The following is a 23,032-nucleotide window of genomic DNA, read 5'->3' on the forward strand; positions in this document are numbered from 1 at the left end:
CAAGCCCTAGAATATGCAGCCTTTAACAGTAGGACAGGTGAATTCTGTCTTGCTGTTGGAAGGCAGTACAACCCATTGGAGCAAGCAAATGGCAACCGTTAACCAGCTCGTGCGCAAGCCGCGCAAGCGTCAGGTCACGAAAAGTGACGTCCCTGCGCTGCAGGCATGTCCGCAAAAGCGTGGCGTGTGTACTCGCGTATACACTACTACCCCGAAGAAGCCGAACTCCGCACTCCGTAAGGTTTGCCGTGTTCGTCTGACCAATGGTTTCGAAGTCACTTCGTACATCGGCGGTGAAGGTCACAACCTTCAAGAGCACTCTGTTGTTCTGATCCGTGGCGGTCGTGTGAAGGATTTGCCGGGTGTCCGTTACCACACAGTTCGTGGTGCACTGGATACCTCTGGCGTCCAAGGTCGTAAGCAGGGTCGTTCCAAGTACGGCGCCAAGCGCCCGAAAGTCTAAATCAAAGTTTAATATCGGTCTGATAAGAGTAAGGTCGGGCGTTGCGTATATCGCGAAGCATCCCGGGTTTACCTGAAGGACCCTTCTACTGAGGGCTTATCATGCCTAGAAGACGTGTAGCAGCTAAGCGCGAAATCCTCCCGGATCCTAAGTTCGGAAGCGAGCGCCTGGCCAAGTTCATGAACCACCTGATGTTCAGCGGCAAGAAGTCTGTTGCAGAGCGCATTGTTTACGGTGCCCTCGATCGCGTTGCCGAACGCTCCAATGAAGATCCGCTGGATCTCTTCGACAAGGCGCTGGAAGCCATCCAGCCGATGGTTGAGGTGAAGTCCCGTCGTGTCGGTGGTGCAACTTATCAGGTGCCCGTGGAAGTTCGCCCGTCCCGCCGTCACGCGCTTGCCATGCGCTGGCTGGTGGACGCTGCGCGTAAGCGCGGCGAAAAGACCATGGTGCAGCGTCTCTCTGGTGAGATCCTGGATGCCGCTGAAGGCAAGGGTTCTGCTGTGAAGAAGCGTGAAGACGTGCATCGCATGGCGGAAGCCAACAAGGCCTTCTCCCACTACCGCTTCTAAACAACGGGGATACTCACCGTGGCACGCAAGACTCCACTTAAGCGTTACCGCAATATCGGTATCGTGGCTCACGTTGACGCCGGTAAGACGACTACTACCGAGCGTGTCTTGTTCTACACTGGCCTGTCTCACAAGGTCGGCGAAGTCCACGATGGCGCAGCCACCATGGACTGGATGGAGCAGGAACAGGAACGTGGCATCACGATCACCTCCGCGGCGACCACCTGCTTCTGGCAGGGCATGAACAAGCAGTTCGACGAGCACCGTATCAATATCATCGATACTCCGGGGCACGTTGACTTCACGGTCGAAGTCGAGCGTTCACTGCGTGTTCTCGATGGCGCGGTTGTTGTGCTGTGTGCTTCTTCCGGTGTCCAGCCTCAGACAGAAACTGTCTGGCGCCAGGCTAACCGTTACGAAGTGCCGCGTCTGATCTTCGTCAACAAGATGGACCGTGCTGGCGCAGACTTCTTCATGGTTGTTGACCAGGTGCGCAAGCGTCTGGGTGCTAACGCTGTGCCGATCCAGATCAACTGGGGCGCAGAAGAAGAGTTCAAAGGCGTCATCGACCTTCTCAAGATGAAGGCGATCGTCTGGGACGAAGCTAACCACGGCATGAACCACGAGCTGATCGACATTCCGGCTGAGCTGCAAGAAACAGCTGCCGAATGGCGTGAGCATATGCTCGAGGCTGCTGCTGAAGCGTCTGAAGAGCTGATGGACAAGTACCTTGAAGAAGGCGAACTGTCCGAGGAAGAAGTCAAAGCTGCGCTGCGTCAGCGTACTCTGGCCAATGAAATCTGCCTCGTGACCTGTGGTTCTGCTTTCAAGAACAAGGGTGTTCAAGCAGTTCTGGATGCGGTCATCGAATACATGCCGTCTCCGCTTGAAGTCAAGGCCATCGAAGGTGAGCTTGACGATAAAGACGGCACCATCGAGACGCGTGAAGCAGACGACAGCGCGCCGTTCGCGGCCCTGGCGTTCAAGATTGCCACCGATCCGTTCGTGGGTACTCTGACCTTCATTCGCATCTATTCTGGCGTGCTGAAGTCTGGCGACGGTGTCTTCAACTCCGTTAAGAGCAAGAAGGAGCGTGTTGGTCGTATCGTCCAGATGCACGCTAACTCTCGCGAGGAGATCAAGGAAGTGTACGCTGGCGATATCGCGGCGTGCATCGGTCTGAAGGACGTGACCACTGGGGATACCCTATGTGATCCGGACAACAAGATCATCCTTGAGCGCATGGAATTCCCGGAGCCGGTGATTTCCGTTGCTGTTGAGCCGAAGTCCAAGGCTGACCAGGAAAAGATGGGTGTTGCACTGGGTAAGTTGGCCCAGGAAGATCCGTCATTCCGCGTCGAAACTGACGAAGAGTCAGGTCAGACGATTATCTCCGGTATGGGTGAGCTTCACTTGGACATCCTCGTCGACCGTATGCGTCGCGAGTTCAATGTCGAAGCGAACATCGGCAAGCCGCAGGTGGCTTACCGTGAAACCATCCGTAGCAAGGTCGAGCAAGAAGGTAAGTTTGTTCGTCAGTCAGGTGGCCGTGGGCAGTTTGGTCATGTCTGGCTTCGCATTGAGCCTCTGACTGCAGAGGACAAGGGCGATGACGAAGAGATGACCTTCAAGTTCGTGTCCGAGGTCGTCGGTGGTGCGGTTCCGAAGGAATACGTACCTGCCGTCGAGAAGGGCGCCGCTGAGCAGCTCAAGAATGGTGTCATCGCCGGCTATCCGATGATTGACGTCAAGGTAACGCTGTTCGATGGTTCCTACCACGACGTCGACTCTAACGAGACTGCGTTCAAGGTTGCCTCTTCCATGGCAATCAAGGCTGGTGCCCCGAAAGCCGGTGCCGTGCTGCTTGAGCCGCTCATGAAAGTCGAAGTCGTCACACCTGAAGATTTCATGGGTGACGTCATGGGCGATCTGAACCGTCGTCGTGGTCTCGTTCAGGGCATGGATGACTCTTCCACTGGTAAGATCATCAATGCACTGGTGCCTCTGGGTGAGATGTTCGGTTATGCGACCGATCTGCGCTCACAGACCCAGGGCCGCGCAAGCTACTCTATGGAGTTTGCGAAATACGACGAAGCGCCGAACAGCATCGTCGAAGCCGTCATCAATCAGAAGTAACCGATTAGCTAACGAAAGAGGTTATAGCAGTGGCTAAGGAAAAATTTGAGCGTTCGAAGCCGCACGTCAACGTCGGCACCATTGGTCACGTCGATCACGGCAAGACCACTCTGACTGCGGCTCTGACTCGCGTCTCTGCAGAGGTCTTCGGTGGTGACGCGCGTGCGTTTGACTCCATCGATAATGCCCCGGAAGAGCGTGAGCGTGGTATCACCATCTCCACAGCTCACGTTGAGTATCAGTCTGAAGTGCGTCACTACGCGCACGTCGACTGCCCGGGTCACGCTGACTACGTCAAGAACATGATCACCGGTGCTGCGCAGATGGATGGCGCTATCCTGGTCTGTTCTGCCGCAGATGGCCCGATGCCGCAGACTCGTGAGCACATCCTGCTGTCCCGTCAGGTCGGCGTTCCGTACATCGTTGTCTTCCTGAACAAGGCAGACATGGTCGATGACGAAGAGCTGCTCGAACTGGTCGAAATGGAAGTTCGTGAACTTCTGAGCCAGTACGACTTCCCGGGTGACGACACTCCGATCATCATCGGCTCTGCCCTGATGGCTCTGGAAGGCAAGGATGACAACGGCATGGGTACTACCGCCGTCGCCAACCTGATCAAGGCTCTGGATGACTACATCCCGGAGCCGGAGCGTGCTATTGATCAGCCGTTCCTGATGCCGATCGAAGACGTCTTCTCTATCTCTGGCCGCGGTACTGTTGTTACTGGCCGTATCGAGCGTGGTCTGGTCAAGACTGGCGAAGAGATCGAGATCATCGGCGTGCGTGACACTACCAAGACTACCGTTACCGGTGTCGAGATGTTCCGCAAGCTGCTGGACGAAGGTCGTGCTGGCGAAAACGTTGGCGCCCTGTTGCGTGGCACCAAGCGTGATGACGTCGAGCGTGGTCAGGTTCTGGCCAAGCCGGGCTCCATCAAGCCGCACACCAAGTTTGAAGCCGAAGTCTACATCCTGTCCAAGGAAGAAGGCGGACGTCACACTCCGTTCTTCAAAGGCTATCGTCCGCAGTTCTACTTCCGTACCACCGATATTACTGGTACTTGTGAACTGCCGGAAGGCGTCGAGATGGTCATGCCGGGCGACAACGTCCAGATGGTCGTATCTCTGATCGCTCCGATTGCGATGGAAGATGGTCTGCGTTTCGCTATCCGTGAAGGCGGTCGTACCGTCGGCGCTGGCGTCGTGGCCAAGATTGTCGAGTAAGGTTCTCCTTGCCTGACACAGAAGGGGGTCCTTGAAAGGGCCCCCTTTTCTCGCATGTTTGACACCTGATGTCAGTCTGCCTATAATGCGCATCCTTTGAATGCGTGGGTGACGGCCTACGCCGTCGACATCCATTGGAGTTTTGGGCAATGCAAAACCAGAAGATTCGCATCCGGTTGAAAGCATTCGACCACCGTCTGATCGATCAGTCCTCTGCAGAGATCGTTGAAACTGCAAAGCGTACTGGTGCTCAGGTTCGTGGCCCGATCCCGCTGCCGACCCGTCGCGAGCGTTACACCATCCTGGTCTCTCCGCACGTCAACAAAGACGCGCGTGACCAGTATGAGATTCGTACCCACAAGCGCGTTCTCGATATCGTCGAGCCGACAGAGAAGACTGTCGACGCGCTGATGAAGCTTGACCTGGCCGCCGGTGTAGACGTCCAGATCAAGGTTGACTGATACCTCACTAGTCACTGCGGCCCAGCGCTCCGAAACTGATTCCGGAGCAGCAGCCGCCACGCCGGGATGGCGTCATACAATGTGCTAGTGGAATGCTCTGGAAAGGGCAGCCATAGCGGGTGACAGCCCCGTACACTAAAGGAGACTGAACATGTCTATCGGTTTAGTCGGTAAGAAGGCCGGGATGACCCGTGTCTTCACCGAAGCTGGCGCATCTGTGCCGGTTACCGTGATTGAAGTTGAGCCTAACCGCATCGTAACCATCAAGTCTCTCGAGACTGACGGCTACAATGCCATTCAGGTGACAACTGGCTCTCGTAAAGCCAAGCACCTCACCAAGGCGACTGCTGGTCAGTACGCCAAGGCGGGTGTTGAGGCTGGCCGTACCCTAATGGAATTCCGTCTGAATGAAGGCGATGAAGCTCCTGCAGTGGGCGGCGAACTCACCGTATCCCTCTTTGAAGCTGGTCAAAAGATTGACGTGACCGGCACCTCCAAGGGTAAAGGTTTCCAGGGCGCAGTTAAGCGCTGGAACTTCCGCACCCAAGACGCTACCCACGGTAACTCACTGTCGCACCGCGCGCCGGGTTCCATCGGTAACTGTCAGACCCCGGGCCGCGTCTTCAAGGGTAAGAAGATGGCTGGCCAGATGGGCAACGTCCGTTCCACCGTCCAGAGCCTGGAAGTGGTTCGCGTCGACGCTGAACGCAATCTTCTGTTGGTCAAGGGTGCCGTTCCAGGTGCTCCGGGCGGCGAAGTGATCGTGCGTTCCGCTGTGAAAGCTCGCTGAGGGGAATTAACCGATGAATCTTAATCTTGCAGGTGCAGGCGGCGCAGTAGACGTCTCCGATGCCACCTTTGGTAAGGACTTCAACGAGGCTCTGGTTCACCAGGTCGTCACCGCCTATCTGGCTGGTGCACGTCAAGGTACAGTGGCTCAGAAGACCCGTTCTGACGTGTCCGGCGGTGGTAAGAAGCCGTGGCGTCAGAAAGGTACTGGTCGTGCACGTGCCGGTACCATCCGCTCTCCGCTGTGGCGTTCTGGCGGTGTTACCTTTGCGGCGCGTCCTCAGGACCACTCGCACAAGGTTAACCGCAAGATGTATCGCGCTGCCATGCGTTCCATCCTGTCTGAGCTGGTCCGTCAGGATCGCCTGGTCGCGGTCGATGCTATTAGCGTCGATGCTCCGAAGACCAAGCTGCTGATTGCCAAGCTCCAGGAACTGGGCCTTGAGAAAGCGTTGATCGTCACTGAAGAGCAGGACGTCAACCTGTATCTGGCTGCGCGCAACATCCCGTATGTTGACGTCGTCAATGTCGCTGGCGCTGACCCGGTCAGCCTCGTCGGTTACGACAAGGTGCTGATGACTGTCGCTGCCCTGCGTAAGTTCGAGGAGAACCTGGGATGAATCAGGAACGCGTATTCAAGGTCCTGCTTGGTCCTCATATGACCGAGAAGGCCGCGGTCGCCGCCGAGAACAACCAGTACGTGTTCAAGGTTGCCAGCGACGCGACAAAGCCCGAAATCAAGAAAGCCGTCGAAGCGCTGTTTGGTAAAAAGGTCAATAGTGTTCAGGTTCTGAACATGAAGGGCAAAACCAAGCGCACCGCTCGCGGTGTTGGTCGTCGCGCTGGTTATCGCAAGGCCTATGTAACTCTGGCCGCCGGCGAGACCATCGAAGACTTCTCTGGCGCCGAGTAAGGCAGGAGTACGGATCATGGCAATTGTTAAGACAAAACCTACCTCCGCCGGTCGCCGCCACCTGGTAAAAGTCGTCAATGACGAACTTTTCAAAGGTCGCGCGTACGCTCCGCTGCTTGAAAAGCAGTCAAAGTCCGGTGGTCGTAACAATAATGGTCGCATCACTACTCGCCACATCGGCGGTGGTCATCGTCACCATTACCGTTTGGTAGATTTCAAGCGCAACAAGGATGGCATCGCTGCCATCGTCGAGCGCTTGGAATACGATCCGAACCGCAGCGCGAACATTGCGCTGGTGAAGTACCTCGATGGCGAACGTCGCTATATCATTGCACCGAAAGGTGTCTCTGCTGGTGACCGTCTCGAGTCCGGTGTCAACGCACCGATCAAGAAAGGCAACGCTCTGCCGCTGCGCAATGTTCCGGTGGGTTCCACCGTTCACTGTGTAGAGCTCAAGCCGGGCAAAGGCGCTCAGATTGCACGTAGTGCAGGTACCAGTGCCCAGGTTGTGGCACGTGAAGGTAACTACACCACTCTGCGTCTGCGCTCTGGCGAAATGCGCAAAGTGCTGTCCGAATGCCGTGCAACTCTCGGCGAAGTGGGCAACTCTGAGCACAGCCTCCGTCAGCTGGGCAAGGCCGGTGCTAAGCGTTGGAGAGGCGTGCGCCCGACAGTTCGCGGTGTCGCGATGAACCCCGTCGACCACCCGCATGGTGGTGGTGAAGGTCGTACCTCTGGTGGCCGTCACCCGGTCAGCCCGTGGGGCGTCCCGACCAAGGGTCACAAGACTCGTAAGAACAAGCGCACCGATAAGCTTATCGTCCGTCGCCGTAAGGCCAAGTAACAGATATTGAGGGGTAACGGCTGTGCCACGTTCACTGAAGAAAGGTCCTTTTATTGACCTTCATCTGCTGAAGAAGGTTGAGACAGCAGTGGAAAAGAACGATCGCAAACCGATCAAGACTTGGTCGCGTCGTTCCATGATCCTGCCGAACATGGTCGGGCTCACCATTGCCGTCCATAACGGTCGCCAGCATGTACCGGTTCTCGTTTCTGAGGAAATGGTCGGTCATAAGCTCGGCGAGTTTGCTGCCACCCGCACATACCGTGGGCATGCTGCAGATAAAAAAGCCAAACGGTAAGCCAGAGAGGATTTAAGAGATGGAAGTAGCTGCTAAGCTGCGCGGCGCTCGTTTATCCGCCCAGAAGGCCCGTTTGGTGGCTGACCAGGTGCGCGGTAAGCCGGTCGCCGAGGCGCTGAATCTGCTCGCTTTCTCACCGAAGAAGGCTGCGAAGATAGTTCGCAAGGTTCTGCAGTCCGCGATCGCAAATGCGGAAGAAAATAACGGCATGGACATTGACGAGCTTCGCATCTCGACTATCTGTGTCGACGAGGGCATGACGCTCAAGCGCATCCAGCCACGTGCCAAAGGCCGTGCGGATCGTATCTTGAAGCGCACTTGTCATATCACCGTCAAGGTAGCCGAGAAGTAGGAGACGACCAGATGGGTCAGAAAGTTAATCCGACAGGTTTCCGACTGGGTATCGTCAAGGATCATACCTCTGTCTGGTACGCCGAAGGCGCTACCTATGCCGACAAACTGAACAACGATCTGCAGGTGCGTAGCTTCCTGGAAGAGCGTCTGAAAAGCGCTTCCGTGAGCCGCATCAGCATTGAGCGTCCGGCAAACAACGCCCGTATTACCATTCACACCGCCCGTCCGGGTATCGTGATTGGTAAGAAAGGTGAAGATGTCGATCGCCTTCGTCGTGAAGTTTCCGAGATGATGGGCGTTCCCGTCCACATCAACATCGAGGAGATTCGCAAGCCGGAACTCGATGCCAAGCTGGTTGCTGCCAATGTGGCAGGTCAGCTCGAGCGTCGTGTAATGTTCCGTCGTGCGATGAAGCGTGCTGTGCAGAACGCAATGCGTCTGGGCGCCAAGGGCATCAAGATTCAGCTCTCTGGTCGTCTTGGCGGTGCCGAAATCGCCCGTACCGAATGGTACCGCGAAGGCCGCGTTCCGCTTCACACTCTGCGTGCTGACATTGATTACTCCACCTTCGAAGCTCACACCACCTACGGCATCATTGGTGTCAAGGTCTGGATCTTCAAAGGCGAGATCCTCGGTGGCATCGAAGAGGTGCGAGCCAAGGCGAAGCAGCCCGCGTCCGCACCCAAGAAGAAAGGCAAGTAAGGGGGTAATCGATGTTACAGCCCAAGCGTATGAAATTCCGTAAGATGCAGAAAGGTCGCAACCGTGGCCTGGCGCATCGCGGAAGTAAGGTAAGCTTTGGTGAGTTTGGCCTGAAAGCCACGGGCCGTGGTCGTCTCACCGCTCGTCAGATCGAAGCTGGCCGTCGTGCCATCACCCGTCACGTCAAGCGTGGTGGTAAGATCTGGATCCGCGTCTTCCCGGATAAGCCGATTTCCAACAAGCCGTTGGAAGTTCGCATGGGTAAAGGTAAGGGTTCTGTCGAGTACTGGGTCGCTCAGATCCAGCCCGGCAAGGTCCTCTACGAGATCGAAGGCGTATCTGAAGAGCTGGCCCGCGAAGCATTTAGTCTGGCCGCTATGAAGATGCCGATCTCCACCACCTTTGTTAAGCGGACGGTGATGTGATGAAAGCCCAGGAACTCCGTGAAAAGTCAGTCGAGGCGCTTCAGGAGCAGTTGTTTGAACTCCTGCGTGAGCAATTCAATCTGCGCATGCAGAAGGCTACCGGTCAGCTGAGTCAGGTTCACCTGCTCAAGCAGACTCGTCGCCAAATTGCTCAGGTTAAGACTGTGCTCAACCAGAAGTCAGGTGAGTAAAATGGCCGAAGAAACTAAAGCACGCATACTCACCGGCAAAGTGGTGAGTGACAAGATGGAAAAATCCATCGTTGTCATGATCGAGCGCCGTGAGCGTCATCCGATCTATGGCAAGTACCTGAGACGCTCCACCAAGCTGCACGCCCATGATGAGGCGAATCAGGCTCGGATCGGTGACACCGTCTCTATCGCCGAGACTCGTCCGCTGTCCAAGAAGAAAGCCTGGACCCTGGTCGAGGTGGTTGAACAGGCCAAGGGTTAATTCCCTAGGCCAGTTCCCACCAGGCAGTCAGATTAGGTTTGGAGAAAACCGATGATTCAGACTCAGACAATGCTGGATGTCGCCGACAACAGTGGCGCGCGCCGGGTGCAATGCATCAAGGTGCTAGGCGGTTCACACCGTCGTTACGCTCGTGTTGGAGACATTATCAAGGTCACCGTCAAAGAAGCTATCCCGCGTGGCAAGGTCAAAAAAGGCCAAGTCATGAAGGCAGTGGTCGTTCGTACCAGAGCCGGTGTCCGTCGTAATGACGGTTCCGTGATCCGCTTCGACGGTAATGCGGCCGTTTTGTTGAATAATACCAACGAACAGCCGATCGGTACCCGTATCTTCGGCCCGGTTACCCGTGAACTTCGCAGTGAGAAGTTTATGAAGATCATTTCCCTGGCGCCCGAAGTGCTGTAAGGAGCGGAGCGGATATGCAAAAGATCAAACGTGACGATGAAGTCATCGTCATCGCCGGGAAGGACAAGGGCAAGCGCGGCACCATCAGCAAAGTGCTGAAGGGTGACCGTTTGGTCGTGTCCGGTGTGAATATGATTAAGCGTCACACCAAGCCCAACCCGATGCTGGGCACTCAGGGGGGTATCGTCGAGCGCGAGGCTCCGATTCACGCGTCCAACGTGGCCATCTTCAACCAGGAGACCGGCAAGGCGGATCGTGTCGGTATCCAGGTACAGGAAGACGGTACTAAGGTACGCATCTTTAAGTCGACTCAGAAGCTGATCGACGCCTAACGCGAGTCGGGTACAACATGGCGAACTTGAAAGAACGTTATCAGAACGAAGTGGCCGCCCAGCTTAAAGAGCAGTTCGGCTACGCCAACGTGATGCAGGTGCCGCGTATCACCAAGGTGACCCTGAATATGGGCATCGGTGAAGCGACCGCTGACAAGAAGCTGATCGACAATGCATTTGCCGATCTCCAGATGCTTTCTGGTCAGAAGCCGATCATCACCAAGGCACGCAAGTCCATCGCTGGCTTCAAAGTCCGCGAAGGATGGCCTATCGGTGTTAAGGTGACCCTGCGTAGCGATCGTATGTGGGATTTCCTGGACCGCCTCGTGAACGTGGCTATCCCGCGCGTTCGTGATTTTCGCGGTCTGAACCCGAAGTCCTTCGATGGCCGTGGAAACTACTCCATGGGTGTGCGTGAACAGATCATCTTCCCTGAGATCGAGTATGATAAGATCGATCGGATTCGTGGCCTGGATATCACTATCACCACTAGCGCCAACACCGATGATGAAGGTCGTGCGTTGCTGGGCGCGCTGAACTTCCCGTTCAAGAAATAAGGGTGGATCATGGCAAAGAAAAGCATGGTTGAGCGTGAGCTCAAGCGCACCAAGCTGGTCGCTAAGTACGCCGTTAAGCGCGACGCACTGAAGACCATCATCAACGACGTCAACGCTTCCGAAGAAGAGCGCTTCGACGCACAGCTGAAGTTGCAGCAGCTACCGCGTGATGCCCACCCGGTTCGTCAGCGTAATCGCTGCCGTATCACTGGCCGTCCGCACGGTTACTACAACAAGTTCGGCCTGAGCCGCAACAAGCTGCGTGAAGCCGCTATGCGTGGTGACGTGCCTGGACTGACCAAGTCCAGCTGGTAACACCATTGCAAGAATTCAGGAGCGCAACGTAATGAGCATGCAAGACACTCTGGCGGATATGTTTACTCGTATCCGCAATGCGCAGATGGCCACCAAGGAGACGGTTTCCATGCCGTCTTCCAAGCTCAAGATTGAAGTGGCCCGCGTATTGAAGGAAGAGGGTTACATTTCCGAGTTTGCTGTCGCAGAAAGCGCCAAGCCGGAGCTGACCGTGACCCTCAAGTACTTTGAAGGCAAATCGGTTATCGAGCACATCAAGCGCATTTCCAAGCCTTCCCTGCGCCAGTACAAGGGCAAGGGTGAGCTTCCGAAAGTCGCGGATGGCCTGGGTATTGCGATCGTTTCCACCTCCCGGGGCGTGATGACCGATCGTGCGGCCCGTCAAGCTGGTGTCGGCGGCGAAGTCCTCTGCACCGTATTCTAGGAGTTTGGAATGTCCCGCGTAGCCAAGTATCCGGTTAAATTGCCGAACGGCGTCGAGGCAAAACTCGATGGCGACAAGCTGACCGTGAAGGGCAGCAAAGGCCAGCTGGAACTGACCGTCCACCAGGACGTGGTTATCACTCTGGAAGAAGGTCAAATGTCCTTCACTCAGAGTGATGCTGCCAAGAACTGGGCGATGGTTGGTACCACTCGTGCTCTGGTCAACAACATGGTGTCTGGTGTTTCCGAAGGCTTCACTAAGTCTTTGGAAATCAATGGTGTGGGTTATCGTGCCCAGGCCAAAGGCCAGACAATCAACCTGACACTGGGTTTCTCACACCCGGTCGACTATGAACTGCCGGCAAGTGTTACGGCTGAAACGCCGAAGAACACTGTGATCGTCCTGACGTCTGCTGATAAGCAGGCTTTGGGCCAGGTCGCCGCAGAGATTCGCTCCTTCCGTCCGCCGGAGCCCTATAAGGGCAAAGGTATTCGGTACAGTGACGAAGTCGTCCGTCGTAAAGAAGCCAAGAAGAAGTAAGGCAGGGTTATGAACGCGAAGAAAGAATCTCGTCTCCGTCGTGCCCGCCGCGCTCGTGCGAAAATCCGCGAGCTGGGCGTGTTTCGCCTGTGCGTGAACCGCACCCCGCGTCACATCTACGCGCAGATCATCTCGCCGGATGGTGGCCAGGTCCTGGCCACCGCATCCACGCTTGATAAGAGCCTGCGTGAAGGCTCTACCGGCAACTCGGACTCCGCCGCCAAGGTGGGTGCTCTGATTGCCGAGCGCGCGAAGGAAGCGGGTATCAAGCAAGTGGCTTTCGATCGCTCCGGGTACAAGTACCACGGTCGCGTGAAGGCCCTGGCCGATGCCGCACGTGAAGGCGGCCTGGAATTCTAAAGGGTTTTACGATGGCGCATATCGAACAGAAGGGCGGTGACCTGCAAGAGAAACTCGTGCAGATCAACCGCGTCGCCAAGGTAGTCAAGGGCGGCCGTATCTTCGGTTTCACCGCTTTGACTGTCGTCGGTGACGGCAATGGTCGTGTTGGCTTCGGTCGTGGCAAGGCGCGTGAAGTGCCGGTCGCGATTCAGAAGGCAATGGATCAAGCACGCCGCAACATGATCATGGTTGACCTGAAGGGCCACACCTTGCAGTACCCGGTGAAGGCACGTCATGGCGCATCCAAGATCTACATGCAGCCAGCATCCGAAGGTACCGGCATCATTGCCGGCGGTGCGATGCGTTCCGTGCTCGAACTGGCCGGCGTCCATGACGTCCTGGCCAAGTGCTACGGTTCCACCAATCCGGTCAACGTGGTGCGCGCGACTATTAATGGTCTCGCCTCCATGAAATCTCCGGAAGACATCGCCGCCAAGCGTGGCCTGTCTGTCGACAAGATTGCGGGGTAAGACACCATGGCAGCTAAGATCACGGTAACCCAGATCCGCAGCACCATCGGCGTCCTAGAAAAGCACAAGGCTACTATGAAAGGTCTTGGGCTGCGTCGCATCGGTCATACTGTCGAGCTGGAAGACACCCCCGCGGTACGCGGCATGATCAACAAGGTTCATTACCTTGTCCGTGTTGAGGGAGAGTAATCCATGAAATTGAATACCCTGAGTCCGGCCCCGGGCTCCAAGCACGCTGCAAAGCGTGTTGGTCGTGGTATCGGCTCCGGTCTTGGTAAGACCGGCGGTCGTGGCCATAAAGGCCAGAAGTCCCGTTCCGGTGGCAGTGTCAAGCCGGGCTTCGAAGGCGGTCAGATGCCTATGCAGCGTCGTCTGCCGAAGTTTGGTTTCACTTCCGCGAAATCCCTGATTTCGGAAGAAGTGCGCCTGAGCGAACTGGCATTGGTAGACGGCGACATCGTCGACCTCGAAACGCTGAAGAAGGCCAACGTGCTTCGTAATTCTACGAAGTTTGCGAAGGTCATGCTCTCCGGCGAACTGGACAAGGCAGTTACCGTCCGCGGCGTTAAGGTCACCAAAGGTGCCCGTGCTGCGATCGAAGCTGCCGGTGGAAAGGTAGAGGACTAAATGGCTAAGTCAGGAAACGTACCGGCAGTGCAGGGAAGTGGGTTGAGCGAACTCTGGGCGCGTTTGCGCTTCGTGTTCATCGCCATCGTGGTGTACCGAATCGGTGCGCACATCCCCGTTCCCGGTATCAATCCTGACCAGCTTGCTGCCTTGTTCAGGGAAAACCAGGGCACCATCTTGAGCATGTTCAACATGTTCTCTGGTGGTGCACTGGAGCGAATGAGTATCTTCGCGCTGGGCATCATGCCCTACATCTCCGCGTCGATCATCATGCAGCTCCTGACGGTGGTCTCGCCTCAGCTTGAGCAATTGAAGAAGGAAGGCGAGGCCGGCCGTCGCAAGATCAGTCAGTACACGCGCTACGGCACGGTAGTACTGGCCCTGGTCCAATCGATCGGCATGGCAGTCGGACTGGTCGGAAACGGTGTCGCCTATTCCGCTGACTTCAGTTTCTACTTTACCGCCGTGAGTACATTCGTGGCTGGTGCAGTGTTCCTGATGTGGCTGGGTGAGCAGATCACCGAGAAGGGTATTGGCAACGGGATCTCATTGATCATCTTTGCTGGTATTGTCGCCGGGCTGCCGAGTGCCATCGGCCAGTCTTTCGAACTGGCGCGCAATGATGGTGCCTGGAATGTGCTTCCGCTGCTGGCGCTAACGCTGCTTGCAGTCATTACCGTTGCCTTTGTGGTGTTCATTGAGCGCGGTCAACGCCGTATCACTGTGAACTACCCACGCCGTCAGGTGGGCAATAAGATGTATGCAGGTCAGAGCAGTTACTTGCCTATGAAGGTCAATATGGCTGGGGTTATCCCGCCGATCTTTGCGTCAAGCATTTTGCTGTTCCCTGCATCGATGGGTCAATGGTTTGGCCAGAGTGAAAGTATGCAATGGTTGCAGACGGCTTCTCAGGCACTTGGCCCGGGTCAGCCTCTCTACATCTTGCTTTTCGCTGCCGCTGTAGTATTCTTCTGCTTCTTCTACACGGCGCTGGTCTTTAACCCCAAGGATGTTGCTGACAACCTCAAGAAGTCAGGAGCGTTTCTGCCGGGGATTCGCCCAGGCGAACAGACGGCCCGTTACATCGATAAGGTGATGACTCGCCTGACGCTGTTCGGCGCCCTCTACATCACCCTCGTATCTCTGATGCCTCAGTTCCTCGTTGTTGCGTGGCAGGTCCCGTTCTATTTTGGCGGCACCTCTTTGCTCATCGTGGTTGTGGTAGTCATGGACTTTATGGCTCAGGTGCAATCGCACTTGATGTCAAATCAGTACGCGTCGGTGATGAAGAAGGCCAACCTCAAAGGCTATGGCAGCGGTGGCATGATGCGCTGATTGCGCAGCCTCTGTTAGTAAACTGGAGAGAACGATGAAAGTTCGAGCTTCCGTCAAGAAAATTTGCCGTAACTGCAAGATCATTCGGCGTCGTGGCGCAGTGCGGGTCATCTGCACTGAGCCGCGCCACAAGCAGCGTCAGGGTTAATCCCCTAGACCCGCTTAGCTGAATACAAGCTCGGGTGCTGGCATACCCCCTTGCTCCCAATGGGATCAAGGGGTATGCTATTGCGCCCTTTGTGGATGAAAAATCCGCCGCTAACCTTTCGGAGAAAACTGATGGCCCGTATTGCTGGCGTCAATATCCCGGACAACAAGCACGCGGCGATCTCGCTGACTTATATCTTCGGGATTGGCCGTACGCGTGCACAGCAGATCTGCGCCGCCCTCGGTCTAGAGCCGAGCGTCAAGATCGCTGATCTGTCTGTTGAACAATTGGACTTGGTTCGTGCCGAGGTGGGTAAGTACACCGTCGAAGGCGACCTGCGTCGTGAGATCACGCTTAACATCAAGCGTCTCATGGACCTCGGTTGCTATCGTGGCCTGCGCCATCGTCGTGGTCTTCCGTTGCGCGGTCAGCGCACCAAGACCAACGCACGTACACGCAAAGGTCCGCGTAAACCGATTCGCAAGTAAACGAACTGGCGTTTAGACAGGAAACATCTAATGGCTAACCCGAGTAAGCGCAAGAAAGTTAAAAAGCAGGTTGTGGATGCCATCGCGCATATCCACGCCTCTTTTAACAATACTATCGTGACGATCACAGACCGCCAGGGCAATGCTCTTTCCTGGGCAACTGCCGGTGGTTCGGGTTTTCGTGGTTCTCGCAAGAGCACCCCGTTCGCTGCGCAAGTCGCAAGTGAACGTGCAGCGACTGCTGCAGCCGAATATGGTGTGAAGAACGTCGACGTGCTGGTCAAGGGCCCGGGTCCGGGTCGTGAGTCTGCCGTGCGCGCTCTCAATGCCGCAGGCTTCCGCGTGCAAAGCATCAACGACGTGACCCCCATCCCGCATAATGGGTGCCGTCCGCCGAAGAAACGCCGCGTTTAAGGAGACAGACTCATGGCTCGTTATATTGGACCGAAGTGCAAACTGTCTCGTCGTGAAGGCACCGACCTCTTCCTGAAGAGTGGCGTGACTCCGTTCGAGAAAAAGTGCAAATCCGAACAACCCCCGGGTGTTCATGGCCAGCGCCGTCAGCGTCTTTCAGACTACGGCCTGCAGTTGCGTGAAAAGCAGAAGGTTCGTCGTATGTACGGCGTACTGGAAAAGCAATTCCGCAATTATTACAAAGAAGCCGCTCGCCTCAAGGGTGCGACCGGTGAGGTTCTGCTCCAGCTCCTCGAGGCTCGCCTCGATAACGTCGTCTACCGCATGGGCTTCGGCTCTACGCGTTCTGAGTCACGTCAGCTGGTCAGCCACAAGGCGATCGCCGTGAACGGCCGTACCGTCAACGTTGCTTCCTTCAAAGTGAAGGCAGGCGATGTGGTCACCGTTCGTGAGAAGGCCAAGAACCAGGCTCGCATCCAGCTGTCTTTGGCAATTGCTGCCAATCGCGGTGATGTGACTTGGGTCGACGTCGACTCCAAGAAGATGGAAGGCACTTTCAAGGCTGTCCCCGAGCGTGGCGACCTGTCTGCCGATATCAACGAAAACCTGATCGTCGAGCTGTACTCCAAGTAATGTGATGCTGGGCCGATTCATCGGCCCAGCTGTGGAGTACCCAGATTATCCGTTTGGCAGCCTTAAAGGTGTTCTTATGCAGCGCTCAGTGACAGAGTTTCTCCGTCCTCGCGATATCAAGGTCGAGGAAGTCAGCGCCAATCATGCGCGGATCGTCCTCGAGCCCTTCGAGCGTGGTTTTGGCCACACCCTGGGGAATGCTCTGCGTCGCATCCTGCTTTCTTCCATGCCCGGCTGCGCCGTCGTGGAAGCTGAGATCGAAGGCGTTCTGCACGAGTACAGCGCCATTGAAGGGGTGCAGGAGGATGTGATTGAAATCCTGCTGAACCTCAAGGACGTGGCCATCAAGATGCATGGTCGCGACGAAGCTGTACTGGCGCTGAACAAGAAGGGCCCGGGTATCGTGACTGCTGGCGACATCGCTGGCGATCATGATCTTGAGATCGTAAATCCGGATCACGTCATTGCTCACCTGAATGATGGTGGCGAGCTGAAGATGCAACTCAAAGTCGCTCGTGGCCGTGGCTACGAACCGGCTGATGCGCGTCTTTCTGCAGATGACGAATCTCGTGCGATTGGCCGCCTCCAGCTGGATGCGACCTTTACGCCGGTTCGCCGAGTCTCCTATGCCGTCGAGGCTGCGCGTGTTGAACAGCGTACCAACCTCGACAAGCTGGTGATTGACCTGGAAACCGACGGCACGCTGGATCCGGAAGAAGCGATTCGCCGCTCCGCAACTATCTTGCAGGAGCAGTTGGCCGCCTTCGTTGATCTGGAAGCAGACAAGGAACAGGAAGTCGAAGAAGAAGAAGATCAAATTGATCCGATTCTTCTCCGTCCCGTAGACGATCTTGAGCTGACCGTTCGCAGTGCGAACTGTCTCAAGGCCGAGAATATCTACTACATCGGTGATCTCATTCAGCGCACCGAAGTTGAGCTGCTGAAGACCCCGAATCTCGGTAAGAAGTCCTTGAATGAAATCAAGGACGTGCTGTCCGCGCGTGGTCTGTCCCTCGGCATGCGGTTGGAAAATTGGCCGCCTCAAAGCCTGAAGGACGACAAGGCTTCCGCTTAAGGAAGTCCGGTCGGCTCAAGCCCCAGACTGGTAAGGAATCACAACCATGCGTCATCGTAAGAGTGGTCGTCACCTGAACCGTACCAGCTCTCACCGTGAAGCCATGTTCAAGAACATGTGCATCTCTCTGGTAGAGCACGAAGTCATCAGGACTACCCTGCCGAAAGCCAAGGAACTGCGTCGTTATATCGAGCCGCTGATCACTCTGGCCAAGCAGGACACCGTTGCGAACCGCCGTCTGGCGTTCTCTCGCACGCGCTCCAAGGAAGCGGTCGGCAAGCTCTTCACTGAGCTCGGCCCGCGCTACACCACCCGTCCGGGCGGTTATCTGCGTATCCTGAAGTGCGGCTATCGTACCGGTGACAATGCCCCGATGGCATTCGTCGAGCTGGTCGATCGTCCGGTTGCCTCTGAGGCAGCGGGCGAAGAGTAAGCTCCGGCTTGCTTCGTCCACAAGAAAAGGCCAACCCCCAGGGGTTGGCCTTTTTTTATGCGTGCATTACATGTAATGCACATCGACACCACTCTCGCGAAGGCCGGTTCTTTGAGGCACTTTCGCTGCAAGTAAAAGCCATCATCCCTCCGTGGATGATGGCTTTCATAGTGTATCTATCTACCTGTTCAGTCTGTCACTTTGGTGGTCGTCTTCGTGCTTTTCCAGCCGCCTTGTCTTTTGCAGCTTTGTTCGCTGCCTGACGTGCTAGCAAAGGGGCAAGGAAGCGCCCAGTATGTGACACCTCTTGTGTGGCTAACTGTTCCGGCGTGCCTTCGGCAATGATCTGTCCGCCACCGGAACCGCCTTCTGGCCCGAGATCGATCAACCAGTCAGCTGTCTTGATGACATCGAGATTGTGTTCGATCACGACCACCGTATTGCCATGATCACGCAAGCGGTGCAGGACGACCAGCAGTTGACGAATATCTTCGAAGTGCAGACCAGTGGTCGGCTCATCAAGGATGTAGAGCGTCTTGCCAGTATCACGCTTGGCTAGTTCGCGAGCCAGCTTGATACGCTGGGCTTCACCACCTGATAGTGTTATCGCGCTCTGGCCGAGGCGTACATAGGATAGCCCTACGTCCATGAGTGTCTGCAGACGACGCGCGATAGCAGGCACTGGTGAGAAGAACTCCAGAGCCTCTTCGATCGTCATTTCCAGCACTTCATGGATGTTCTTGCCTTTGTACTGCACCTCGAGTGTTTCGCGATTGTAGCGTTTGGCCTTGCAGACATCACAGGGCACGTACATGTCGGGTAGGAAATGCATCTCGACCTTGATCAGGCCATCACCTTGGCAGGCCTCGCAGCGGCCTCCCTTGACGTTGAAGCTGAAGCGGCCCGGCTTATAGCCACGCGCACGTGCCTCTTGGGTGCCCGAAAACAGCTCACGGATGGGCGTAAAGATGCCGGTATAGGTGGCCGGGTTGGAGCGAGGTGTACGCCCGATAGGGCTCTGGTCGATATCGACCATCTTGTCGAACAGATCTAGTCCTTCGATTTTACCGTAGGGAGCGGGTGTCAGAGTCGTCGCGCGATTGAGCTCGCGTGCCGCCAATGGCATCAAGGTTGCGTTGATCAACGTCGACTTGCCCGAGCCGGATACGCCAGTGATACAGGTCAGTAGGCCGGTAGGCACTGCCAGCGTCACGTTCTGCAGATTGTTGCCCGTGGCTCCGCTCAGGCGCAGCATCTTGTCTGGATTGGCTGGTAGCCGGTAGGGAGGTACCGCGATTTCACGTGCGCCGCTCAGGTACTGACCGGTCAGTGAGCCTGGCGTAGCCTCGATTTGGGCAGGAGTCCCTTGGGCGACGATCTCACCACCATGCACGCCGGCGCCGGGCCCAATATCGAGTACGTGATCGGCAGCGCGAATAGCATCTTCGTCATGCTCGACCACGATGACGGTATTGCCGAGGTCGCGCAGATGAATCAACGTCTTGAGCAGTCGGTCATTGTCACGCTGATGAAGCCCGATTGAGGGCTCATCAAGGATGTACATGACGCCTACCAGCCCAGCGCCGATTTGGCTGGCCAGACGGATACGCTGTGCTTCTCCACCGGACAGCGTATCGGCACTGCGCTCCAATGTTAGATAGTCGAGACCGACATTGACGAGGAACTCGAGTCGCGCCTGGATCTCGCTGACGATTTTGGCGGCAATCTCGCCCTTGCGTCCCGGCAGGCTCATCTTGCCGAATTCCTTCCAGGCCTCACCGATTGGCTGACGTACTACTTCAGAGAGCGTGCGGTTATCGACGTAGACGTTACGTGCTTCTCGACGTAGGCGTGCGCCATCGCAGCTTGGGCAAGGTTGTACGGCCAGATAGCGCGAAAGGTCTTCGCGTACCATGTTGGATTCCGTCTCGCGGTAACGGCGGCTCATGTTGGGCAGAACGCCCTCGAACGGGTGCTCACGAGTAACCTTGCGGCCACGATCATTGACGTAGCTGAAAGCGATATCTTCGCGGCCGCTGCCATTGAGCACAGCGTTACGCGCTTCGTCACTTAATGATTCCCATGCAGCTTCAAGTGCGAATCCATAGTGCTCGGCGACGGCTTGCAGTTGGCTGAAGTAATAGACGCTACGGCGATCCCAACCCTTGATGACGCCTTCGGCTAGCGATAACTCTGGATGACTGATCAACTTATCGGGATCAAAGTACTGCTTTACCCCAAAGCCATCACAGGTCGGGCAAGCGCCCGCCGGGTTATTGAACGAGAAAAGGCGTGGTTCCAGTTCGGCTAGGGCGTAGCCGCATACCGGACAGGCGAAGCGCGAGGAGAACACGAGATCTTCCTGCTCGCCATCCATGAAGTGCAGATGTGCACTGCCATCTGCCAGATTGAGCGCAGTCTCGAAGGACTCAGCCAGGCGCTGCTTGAGGTCTTCACGCACCTTGAAGCGGTCGACGATAACCTCGATGTTGTGTTTCTTGTTCTTTTCCAGCGGCTTGAGATCGTCAAGCTCAACAATGACGCCGTCGATGCGGGCGCGAACGAAACCTTGAGCGCGTAGCTCGGAGAGCAGCTGTAGATGCTCACCCTTACGGCCGTTGACTACCGGTGCCATCAGCATCAGCTTGCTGCCTTCGGGGAGAGCGAGTGCCTGATCGACCATCTGCGAGATAGTCTGAGCTTCAAGATCATTGCCGTGATCGGGGCAACGCGGCGTACCAGCACGTGCATAGAGCAGGCGTAGGTAGTCGTAGATCTCGGTGATGGTTCCCACAGTGGAGCGTGGATTGTGTGATGTCGATTTCTGCTCGATGGAGATCGCCGGTGATAGACCTTCAATATGGTCGATATCCGGCTTTTCCATCATCGATAGAAATTGACGTGCATAAGTCGACAGTGATTCGACGTAGCGCCGCTGTCCCTCGGCATAGAGCGTGTCAAAGGCAAGAGAGGACTTGCCGGAGCCAGAAAGGCCCGTTACCACGATGAGCTTGTCACGCGGCAGTTCGACGTCGATGTTCTTGAGGTTGTGGGTGCGTGCACCCCTGACCTGAATCCTGTCCATTGCCACCTCGGGCTGCGTCGATAAAAGCAACGATTATAAGGCGCGGGCGAAACGCCCGGCAAAGGCTGCATGCTTTCAAAGCCGTCAAGCGGGCCTTAGAATGTGCAGTCCGACGCGCATGCACTGCGTGTGAACGGCACTTTCTGGCGACCCGTATGGTCGGCCTCCTTTTCTAGACTGTCATGCTCCGGAGCCCGCCGCCGCCCATGAAGACCTCTCAACTGCTAGGCCCTGAACGCCGTGCGATCGCTGGCCTTGCCAGCCTCTACGCCACGCGCATGATGGGACTGTTCATGGTGTTGCCAGTATTGGCGCTATACACCCGCGATCTCGCTGGTGCAACGCCGACGCTGGTAGGCATTGCGCTTGGTGGCTATGGCCTGACTCAGGCCGTACTACAGATACCGTTCGGCTGGTTATCTGACCGCCTTGGGCGCAAGGCCGTCATTGGCTTCGGGCTTGGGCTATTCATTCTTGGCTCGGTAGTCGCTGCGACAGCCACCAGCATCGAGATGATCATCCTCGGGCGTTGCTTGCAGGGGAGCGGCGCTGTTGCCGGAGCCATCATGGCACTGCTGGCCGATCAGACGCGTGAGGAGGTTCGCACTGTCGCGATGGCCTCTATTGGCATGTCGATTGGTCTAGCTTTTGCGCTGGCCATGGTGGTTGGTCCCTTGGCCGCTGATGCCTTTGGGCTATCGGGCGTCTTCTGGTTAACCGCGGTAATGGCTGTTGCCAGTCTACTCGTCCTCTGGAAGCTGGTGCCTGCTGCACCGAAGCGTCAACATCAGGATGTGGGGCTTGATCGCCGCCAGCTCAAGGGCATCTTGGCTAATTCAGCGCTATTACGGATGGATATCTCGATATTTGCGCTGCACATGATCCTTACGGCCTGTTTCGTGGCGATTCCTCAGCAGCTGGTCAGCTTCGGTATTGAGCCGGCACATCATGGCTGGGTTTATCTACCCTTGATGGGCTTGGCATTTGTCGCAATGCTTCCCTTGGTCATTGTGGCCGAGAAGTATCGGCGTATGAAGCCGGTTTTCCTCGGTGCGGTCGCGACCATTGCAATCAGCCTGCTATTACTGGGCATAGAGGGTATTGAGGATACCGGTTTGACCATGTTCCTCGCTGTTCTGTGGTTGTTCTTCGTTGCCTTCAATCTACTGGAGGCTACGCTGCCCTCGATGATTTCCAAGCTGGCACCGGCAGGCGCCAAGGGGACAGCGATGGGCGTTTATTCGACCAGTCAGTTTCTCGGGGCCTTTGTCGGCGGTGTTGGCGGAGGCTGGTTGACTGGCCAGTTCGGCTTGAGTGGCGTTTTCATCGCCATGGGGCTGTTGGCACTGCTGTGGTTAGCGGCCGTTTGGGGCATGCAACCGCCGCGGCATCTGGCCAGTGAAGTTGTGGGGCTATCCCGCGAAGTATCTCACTTGTCGGCAGTTGAGCTGCAATCCCAGCTGCTGGCGATCGCTGGCGTGGAAGAGGCGCTGGTAGTGCGAGAGGAACAGGTCGCCTACCTTAAGGTCACACGCGATACACTAGATGATAAGGCGTTGGCACATTTTACTCGCCAGCGTGACGATGAGACTCCGGCAGGTACTGAGGTGCCTGCTAGCTGAACCCTGACACCGGCAAGTTGTTGTCGGTGCACTCGATACCTTCTCCGATGCGAGATGCGCATCGGTCTATTTGCAG

The 23,032-nt window shown here is 56.3% G+C and carries 34 protein-coding genes; 33 read left to right on the forward strand and 1 reads right to left on the reverse strand.

Features of this window, described 5'->3' with window-relative positions; translation table 11 throughout:
- Positions 1 to 88: 88 nt before the first annotated feature.
- From rpsL to rplQ, 32 genes are all read left to right on the forward strand, one after another.
- Positions 89 to 463, forward strand: coding sequence for a 30S ribosomal protein S12 (gene rpsL, locus CFN46_RS16095; protein ID WP_024950647.1), 375 nt, complete (start codon positions 89 to 91; stop codon positions 461 to 463).
- A 101-nt stretch (positions 464 to 564) separates the two neighbouring features.
- On the forward strand, positions 565 to 1,035 hold the full coding sequence (gene rpsG, locus CFN46_RS16100; protein ID WP_024950648.1) for a 30S ribosomal protein S7: 471 nt from the start codon (positions 565 to 567) through the stop codon (positions 1,033 to 1,035).
- Between the two features lie 18 nt (positions 1,036 to 1,053).
- Complete coding sequence (fusA, locus tag CFN46_RS16105) at positions 1,054 to 3,171, forward strand: elongation factor G (RefSeq protein ID WP_088744157.1); 2,118 nt, start codon at positions 1,054 to 1,056, stop codon at positions 3,169 to 3,171.
- A gap of 29 nt (positions 3,172 to 3,200) precedes the next feature.
- Positions 3,201 to 4,394, forward strand: coding sequence for an elongation factor Tu (gene tuf / locus CFN46_RS16110; protein WP_024950649.1), 1,194 nt, complete (start codon positions 3,201 to 3,203; stop codon positions 4,392 to 4,394).
- Positions 4,395 to 4,543: 149 nt separating this feature from the next.
- Positions 4,544 to 4,855, forward strand: a complete 312-nt coding sequence (rpsJ, locus tag CFN46_RS16115; RefSeq protein ID WP_024950650.1) for a 30S ribosomal protein S10 — start codon at positions 4,544 to 4,546, stop codon at positions 4,853 to 4,855.
- Positions 4,856 to 5,006: 151 nt separating this feature from the next.
- Positions 5,007 to 5,645, forward strand: a complete 639-nt coding sequence (gene rplC, locus CFN46_RS16120) for a 50S ribosomal protein L3 (RefSeq protein ID WP_024950651.1) — start codon at positions 5,007 to 5,009, stop codon at positions 5,643 to 5,645.
- Between the two features lie 13 nt (positions 5,646 to 5,658).
- On the forward strand, positions 5,659 to 6,264 hold the full coding sequence (gene rplD, locus CFN46_RS16125) for a 50S ribosomal protein L4 (RefSeq protein ID WP_024950652.1): 606 nt from the start codon (positions 5,659 to 5,661) through the stop codon (positions 6,262 to 6,264).
- A complete protein-coding gene (gene rplW / locus CFN46_RS16130) occupies positions 6,261 to 6,557 on the forward strand; it encodes a 50S ribosomal protein L23 (protein ID WP_024950653.1) in 297 nt (98 codons plus the stop codon). The genes rplD and rplW overlap by 4 nt, the downstream gene beginning before the upstream one ends.
- Positions 6,558 to 6,573: 16 nt before the next feature.
- Positions 6,574 to 7,401 (forward strand): 50S ribosomal protein L2, encoded by an 828-nt coding sequence (gene rplB / locus CFN46_RS16135; RefSeq protein ID WP_024950654.1) that lies wholly within the window; start codon positions 6,574 to 6,576, stop codon positions 7,399 to 7,401.
- A gap of 22 nt (positions 7,402 to 7,423) precedes the next feature.
- Positions 7,424 to 7,699: a 30S ribosomal protein S19 gene (gene rpsS, locus CFN46_RS16140; RefSeq protein ID WP_024950655.1), complete on the forward strand. Its 276-nt coding sequence runs from the start codon at positions 7,424 to 7,426 to the stop codon at positions 7,697 to 7,699.
- A 19-nt stretch (positions 7,700 to 7,718) separates the two neighbouring features.
- Positions 7,719 to 8,051, forward strand: a complete 333-nt coding sequence (rplV, locus tag CFN46_RS16145) for a 50S ribosomal protein L22 (protein WP_024950656.1) — start codon at positions 7,719 to 7,721, stop codon at positions 8,049 to 8,051.
- An 11-nt stretch (positions 8,052 to 8,062) separates the two neighbouring features.
- A complete protein-coding gene (rpsC, locus tag CFN46_RS16150) occupies positions 8,063 to 8,755 on the forward strand; it encodes a 30S ribosomal protein S3 (RefSeq protein WP_024950657.1) in 693 nt (230 codons plus the stop codon).
- 11 nt (positions 8,756 to 8,766) lie between these two features.
- Positions 8,767 to 9,180 carry a 50S ribosomal protein L16 gene (gene rplP, locus CFN46_RS16155; RefSeq protein WP_024950658.1) on the forward strand — a complete coding sequence of 138 codons (414 nt, stop codon included), beginning with the start codon at positions 8,767 to 8,769 and terminating at the stop codon, positions 9,178 to 9,180.
- Entirely contained in the window at positions 9,180 to 9,371 is a 192-nt protein-coding gene (gene rpmC, locus CFN46_RS16160) for a 50S ribosomal protein L29 (protein ID WP_024950659.1), read from the forward strand. The genes rplP and rpmC overlap by 1 nt, the downstream gene beginning before the upstream one ends.
- Before the next feature lies 1 nt (position 9,372).
- Entirely contained in the window at positions 9,373 to 9,633 is a 261-nt protein-coding gene (rpsQ, locus tag CFN46_RS16165; RefSeq protein ID WP_024950660.1) for a 30S ribosomal protein S17, read from the forward strand.
- Between the two features lie 51 nt (positions 9,634 to 9,684).
- Complete coding sequence (rplN, locus tag CFN46_RS16170) at positions 9,685 to 10,056, forward strand: 50S ribosomal protein L14 (protein WP_024950661.1); 372 nt, start codon at positions 9,685 to 9,687, stop codon at positions 10,054 to 10,056.
- 14 nt (positions 10,057 to 10,070) lie between these two features.
- Complete coding sequence (gene rplX / locus CFN46_RS16175) at positions 10,071 to 10,388, forward strand: 50S ribosomal protein L24 (RefSeq protein WP_024950662.1); 318 nt, start codon at positions 10,071 to 10,073, stop codon at positions 10,386 to 10,388.
- 17 nt (positions 10,389 to 10,405) lie between these two features.
- Positions 10,406 to 10,945, forward strand: coding sequence for a 50S ribosomal protein L5 (rplE, locus tag CFN46_RS16180; protein ID WP_065392566.1), 540 nt, complete (start codon positions 10,406 to 10,408; stop codon positions 10,943 to 10,945).
- 9 nt (positions 10,946 to 10,954) lie between these two features.
- The gene (rpsN, locus tag CFN46_RS16185; protein ID WP_024950664.1) at positions 10,955 to 11,260 is read left to right on the forward strand and encodes a 30S ribosomal protein S14; all 306 of its coding nucleotides are present in this window, start codon (positions 10,955 to 10,957) and stop codon (positions 11,258 to 11,260) included.
- A 31-nt stretch (positions 11,261 to 11,291) separates the two neighbouring features.
- Positions 11,292 to 11,684, forward strand: a complete 393-nt coding sequence (gene rpsH / locus CFN46_RS16190; protein WP_024950665.1) for a 30S ribosomal protein S8 — start codon at positions 11,292 to 11,294, stop codon at positions 11,682 to 11,684.
- 9 nt (positions 11,685 to 11,693) lie between these two features.
- The gene (gene rplF / locus CFN46_RS16195; RefSeq protein ID WP_024950666.1) at positions 11,694 to 12,224 is read left to right on the forward strand and encodes a 50S ribosomal protein L6; all 531 of its coding nucleotides are present in this window, start codon (positions 11,694 to 11,696) and stop codon (positions 12,222 to 12,224) included.
- A gap of 9 nt (positions 12,225 to 12,233) precedes the next feature.
- Positions 12,234 to 12,584 (forward strand): 50S ribosomal protein L18, encoded by a 351-nt coding sequence (rplR, locus tag CFN46_RS16200; protein WP_024950667.1) that lies wholly within the window; start codon positions 12,234 to 12,236, stop codon positions 12,582 to 12,584.
- Positions 12,585 to 12,595: 11 nt separating this feature from the next.
- Positions 12,596 to 13,096, forward strand: a complete 501-nt coding sequence (rpsE, locus tag CFN46_RS16205; RefSeq protein WP_024950668.1) for a 30S ribosomal protein S5 — start codon at positions 12,596 to 12,598, stop codon at positions 13,094 to 13,096.
- Between the two features lie 6 nt (positions 13,097 to 13,102).
- Positions 13,103 to 13,285, forward strand: coding sequence for a 50S ribosomal protein L30 (gene rpmD, locus CFN46_RS16210; protein ID WP_024950669.1), 183 nt, complete (start codon positions 13,103 to 13,105; stop codon positions 13,283 to 13,285).
- A gap of 3 nt (positions 13,286 to 13,288) precedes the next feature.
- A complete protein-coding gene (gene rplO, locus CFN46_RS16215; protein WP_024950670.1) occupies positions 13,289 to 13,723 on the forward strand; it encodes a 50S ribosomal protein L15 in 435 nt (144 codons plus the stop codon).
- The gene (gene secY, locus CFN46_RS16220; protein WP_024950671.1) at positions 13,724 to 15,058 is read left to right on the forward strand and encodes a preprotein translocase subunit SecY; all 1,335 of its coding nucleotides are present in this window, start codon (positions 13,724 to 13,726) and stop codon (positions 15,056 to 15,058) included. It begins immediately after the preceding gene.
- Positions 15,059 to 15,092: 34 nt separating this feature from the next.
- On the forward strand, positions 15,093 to 15,206 hold the full coding sequence (gene rpmJ, locus CFN46_RS16225; protein ID WP_077373351.1) for a 50S ribosomal protein L36: 114 nt from the start codon (positions 15,093 to 15,095) through the stop codon (positions 15,204 to 15,206).
- A gap of 131 nt (positions 15,207 to 15,337) precedes the next feature.
- Positions 15,338 to 15,694: a 30S ribosomal protein S13 gene (gene rpsM, locus CFN46_RS16230; RefSeq protein WP_024950672.1), complete on the forward strand. Its 357-nt coding sequence runs from the start codon at positions 15,338 to 15,340 to the stop codon at positions 15,692 to 15,694.
- Between the two features lie 30 nt (positions 15,695 to 15,724).
- The gene (gene rpsK, locus CFN46_RS16235; RefSeq protein WP_024950673.1) at positions 15,725 to 16,108 is read left to right on the forward strand and encodes a 30S ribosomal protein S11; all 384 of its coding nucleotides are present in this window, start codon (positions 15,725 to 15,727) and stop codon (positions 16,106 to 16,108) included.
- Between the two features lie 12 nt (positions 16,109 to 16,120).
- Positions 16,121 to 16,741 carry a 30S ribosomal protein S4 gene (rpsD, locus tag CFN46_RS16240; protein WP_024950674.1) on the forward strand — a complete coding sequence of 207 codons (621 nt, stop codon included), beginning with the start codon at positions 16,121 to 16,123 and terminating at the stop codon, positions 16,739 to 16,741.
- A 76-nt stretch (positions 16,742 to 16,817) separates the two neighbouring features.
- Complete coding sequence (gene rpoA / locus CFN46_RS16245; protein WP_024950675.1) at positions 16,818 to 17,816, forward strand: DNA-directed RNA polymerase subunit alpha; 999 nt, start codon at positions 16,818 to 16,820, stop codon at positions 17,814 to 17,816.
- Between the two features lie 46 nt (positions 17,817 to 17,862).
- The gene (gene rplQ, locus CFN46_RS16250; protein ID WP_024950676.1) at positions 17,863 to 18,249 is read left to right on the forward strand and encodes a 50S ribosomal protein L17; all 387 of its coding nucleotides are present in this window, start codon (positions 17,863 to 17,865) and stop codon (positions 18,247 to 18,249) included.
- 196 nt (positions 18,250 to 18,445) lie between these two features.
- On the opposite strand, the gene uvrA is transcribed toward rplQ, so the two are convergent.
- Positions 18,446 to 21,334, reverse strand: coding sequence for an excinuclease ABC subunit UvrA (gene uvrA / locus CFN46_RS16255; protein WP_088744158.1), 2,889 nt, complete (start codon positions 21,332 to 21,334; stop codon positions 18,446 to 18,448).
- A 206-nt stretch (positions 21,335 to 21,540) separates the two neighbouring features.
- On the opposite strand from uvrA, the gene CFN46_RS16260 reads away from it, so the two are divergent.
- Entirely contained in the window at positions 21,541 to 22,956 is a 1,416-nt protein-coding gene (locus CFN46_RS16260) for an MFS transporter (protein ID WP_024950677.1), read from the forward strand.
- The last annotated feature ends 76 nt before the right edge of the window (positions 22,957 to 23,032 follow it).

Source organism: Cobetia sp. QF-1, from assembly GCF_002213105.1.
Taxonomy (GTDB): domain Bacteria; phylum Pseudomonadota; class Gammaproteobacteria; order Pseudomonadales; family Halomonadaceae; genus Cobetia; species Cobetia crustatorum.

Excerpts from the sequence above, each read along its gene's own strand:
- rplF (WP_024950666.1), top strand. The coding sequence starts at position 11,694 with ATGTCCCGCGTAGCCAAGTATCCGGTTAAATTGCCGAACGGCGTCGAG.
- rpsC (WP_024950657.1), top strand. The coding sequence starts at position 8,063 with ATGGGTCAGAAAGTTAATCCGACAGGTTTCCGACTGGGTATCGTCAAG.
- rpmD (WP_024950669.1), top strand. The coding sequence starts at position 13,103 with ATGGCAGCTAAGATCACGGTAACCCAGATCCGCAGCACCATCGGCGTC.
- rplR (WP_024950667.1), top strand. The coding sequence starts at position 12,234 with ATGAACGCGAAGAAAGAATCTCGTCTCCGTCGTGCCCGCCGCGCTCGT.
- rplB (WP_024950654.1), top strand. The coding sequence starts at position 6,574 with ATGGCAATTGTTAAGACAAAACCTACCTCCGCCGGTCGCCGCCACCTG.
- rplC (WP_024950651.1), top strand. The coding sequence starts at position 5,007 with ATGTCTATCGGTTTAGTCGGTAAGAAGGCCGGGATGACCCGTGTCTTC.
- rpsH (WP_024950665.1), top strand. The coding sequence starts at position 11,292 with ATGAGCATGCAAGACACTCTGGCGGATATGTTTACTCGTATCCGCAAT.
- rplE (WP_065392566.1), top strand. The coding sequence starts at position 10,406 with ATGGCGAACTTGAAAGAACGTTATCAGAACGAAGTGGCCGCCCAGCTT.
- rpsQ (WP_024950660.1), top strand. The coding sequence starts at position 9,373 with ATGGCCGAAGAAACTAAAGCACGCATACTCACCGGCAAAGTGGTGAGT.
- rpsE (WP_024950668.1), top strand. The coding sequence starts at position 12,596 with ATGGCGCATATCGAACAGAAGGGCGGTGACCTGCAAGAGAAACTCGTG.
- rplW (WP_024950653.1), top strand. The coding sequence starts at position 6,261 with ATGAATCAGGAACGCGTATTCAAGGTCCTGCTTGGTCCTCATATGACC.
- rplV (WP_024950656.1), top strand. The coding sequence starts at position 7,719 with ATGGAAGTAGCTGCTAAGCTGCGCGGCGCTCGTTTATCCGCCCAGAAG.
- rpsG (WP_024950648.1), top strand. The coding sequence starts at position 565 with ATGCCTAGAAGACGTGTAGCAGCTAAGCGCGAAATCCTCCCGGATCCT.
- rpsL (WP_024950647.1), top strand. The coding sequence starts at position 89 with ATGGCAACCGTTAACCAGCTCGTGCGCAAGCCGCGCAAGCGTCAGGTC.
- rpsD (WP_024950674.1), top strand. The coding sequence starts at position 16,121 with ATGGCTCGTTATATTGGACCGAAGTGCAAACTGTCTCGTCGTGAAGGC.
- rplP (WP_024950658.1), top strand. The coding sequence starts at position 8,767 with ATGTTACAGCCCAAGCGTATGAAATTCCGTAAGATGCAGAAAGGTCGC.
- rpsK (WP_024950673.1), top strand. The coding sequence starts at position 15,725 with ATGGCTAACCCGAGTAAGCGCAAGAAAGTTAAAAAGCAGGTTGTGGAT.
- secY (WP_024950671.1), top strand. The coding sequence starts at position 13,724 with ATGGCTAAGTCAGGAAACGTACCGGCAGTGCAGGGAAGTGGGTTGAGC.
- rplX (WP_024950662.1), top strand. The coding sequence starts at position 10,071 with ATGCAAAAGATCAAACGTGACGATGAAGTCATCGTCATCGCCGGGAAG.
- CFN46_RS16260 (WP_024950677.1), top strand. The coding sequence starts at position 21,541 with ATGAAGACCTCTCAACTGCTAGGCCCTGAACGCCGTGCGATCGCTGGC.
- rpsN (WP_024950664.1), top strand. The coding sequence starts at position 10,955 with ATGGCAAAGAAAAGCATGGTTGAGCGTGAGCTCAAGCGCACCAAGCTG.
- rpsM (WP_024950672.1), top strand. The coding sequence starts at position 15,338 with ATGGCCCGTATTGCTGGCGTCAATATCCCGGACAACAAGCACGCGGCG.
- rpoA (WP_024950675.1), top strand. The coding sequence starts at position 16,818 with ATGCAGCGCTCAGTGACAGAGTTTCTCCGTCCTCGCGATATCAAGGTC.
- rpsJ (WP_024950650.1), top strand. The coding sequence starts at position 4,544 with ATGCAAAACCAGAAGATTCGCATCCGGTTGAAAGCATTCGACCACCGT.
- rplO (WP_024950670.1), top strand. The coding sequence starts at position 13,289 with ATGAAATTGAATACCCTGAGTCCGGCCCCGGGCTCCAAGCACGCTGCA.
- uvrA (WP_088744158.1), bottom strand. The coding sequence starts at position 21,334 with ATGGACAGGATTCAGGTCAGGGGTGCACGCACCCACAACCTCAAGAAC.
- rpmJ (WP_077373351.1), top strand. The coding sequence starts at position 15,093 with ATGAAAGTTCGAGCTTCCGTCAAGAAAATTTGCCGTAACTGCAAGATC.
- rpmC (WP_024950659.1), top strand. The coding sequence starts at position 9,180 with ATGAAAGCCCAGGAACTCCGTGAAAAGTCAGTCGAGGCGCTTCAGGAG.
- rplN (WP_024950661.1), top strand. The coding sequence starts at position 9,685 with ATGATTCAGACTCAGACAATGCTGGATGTCGCCGACAACAGTGGCGCG.
- rplQ (WP_024950676.1), top strand. The coding sequence starts at position 17,863 with ATGCGTCATCGTAAGAGTGGTCGTCACCTGAACCGTACCAGCTCTCAC.
- rplD (WP_024950652.1), top strand. The coding sequence starts at position 5,659 with ATGAATCTTAATCTTGCAGGTGCAGGCGGCGCAGTAGACGTCTCCGAT.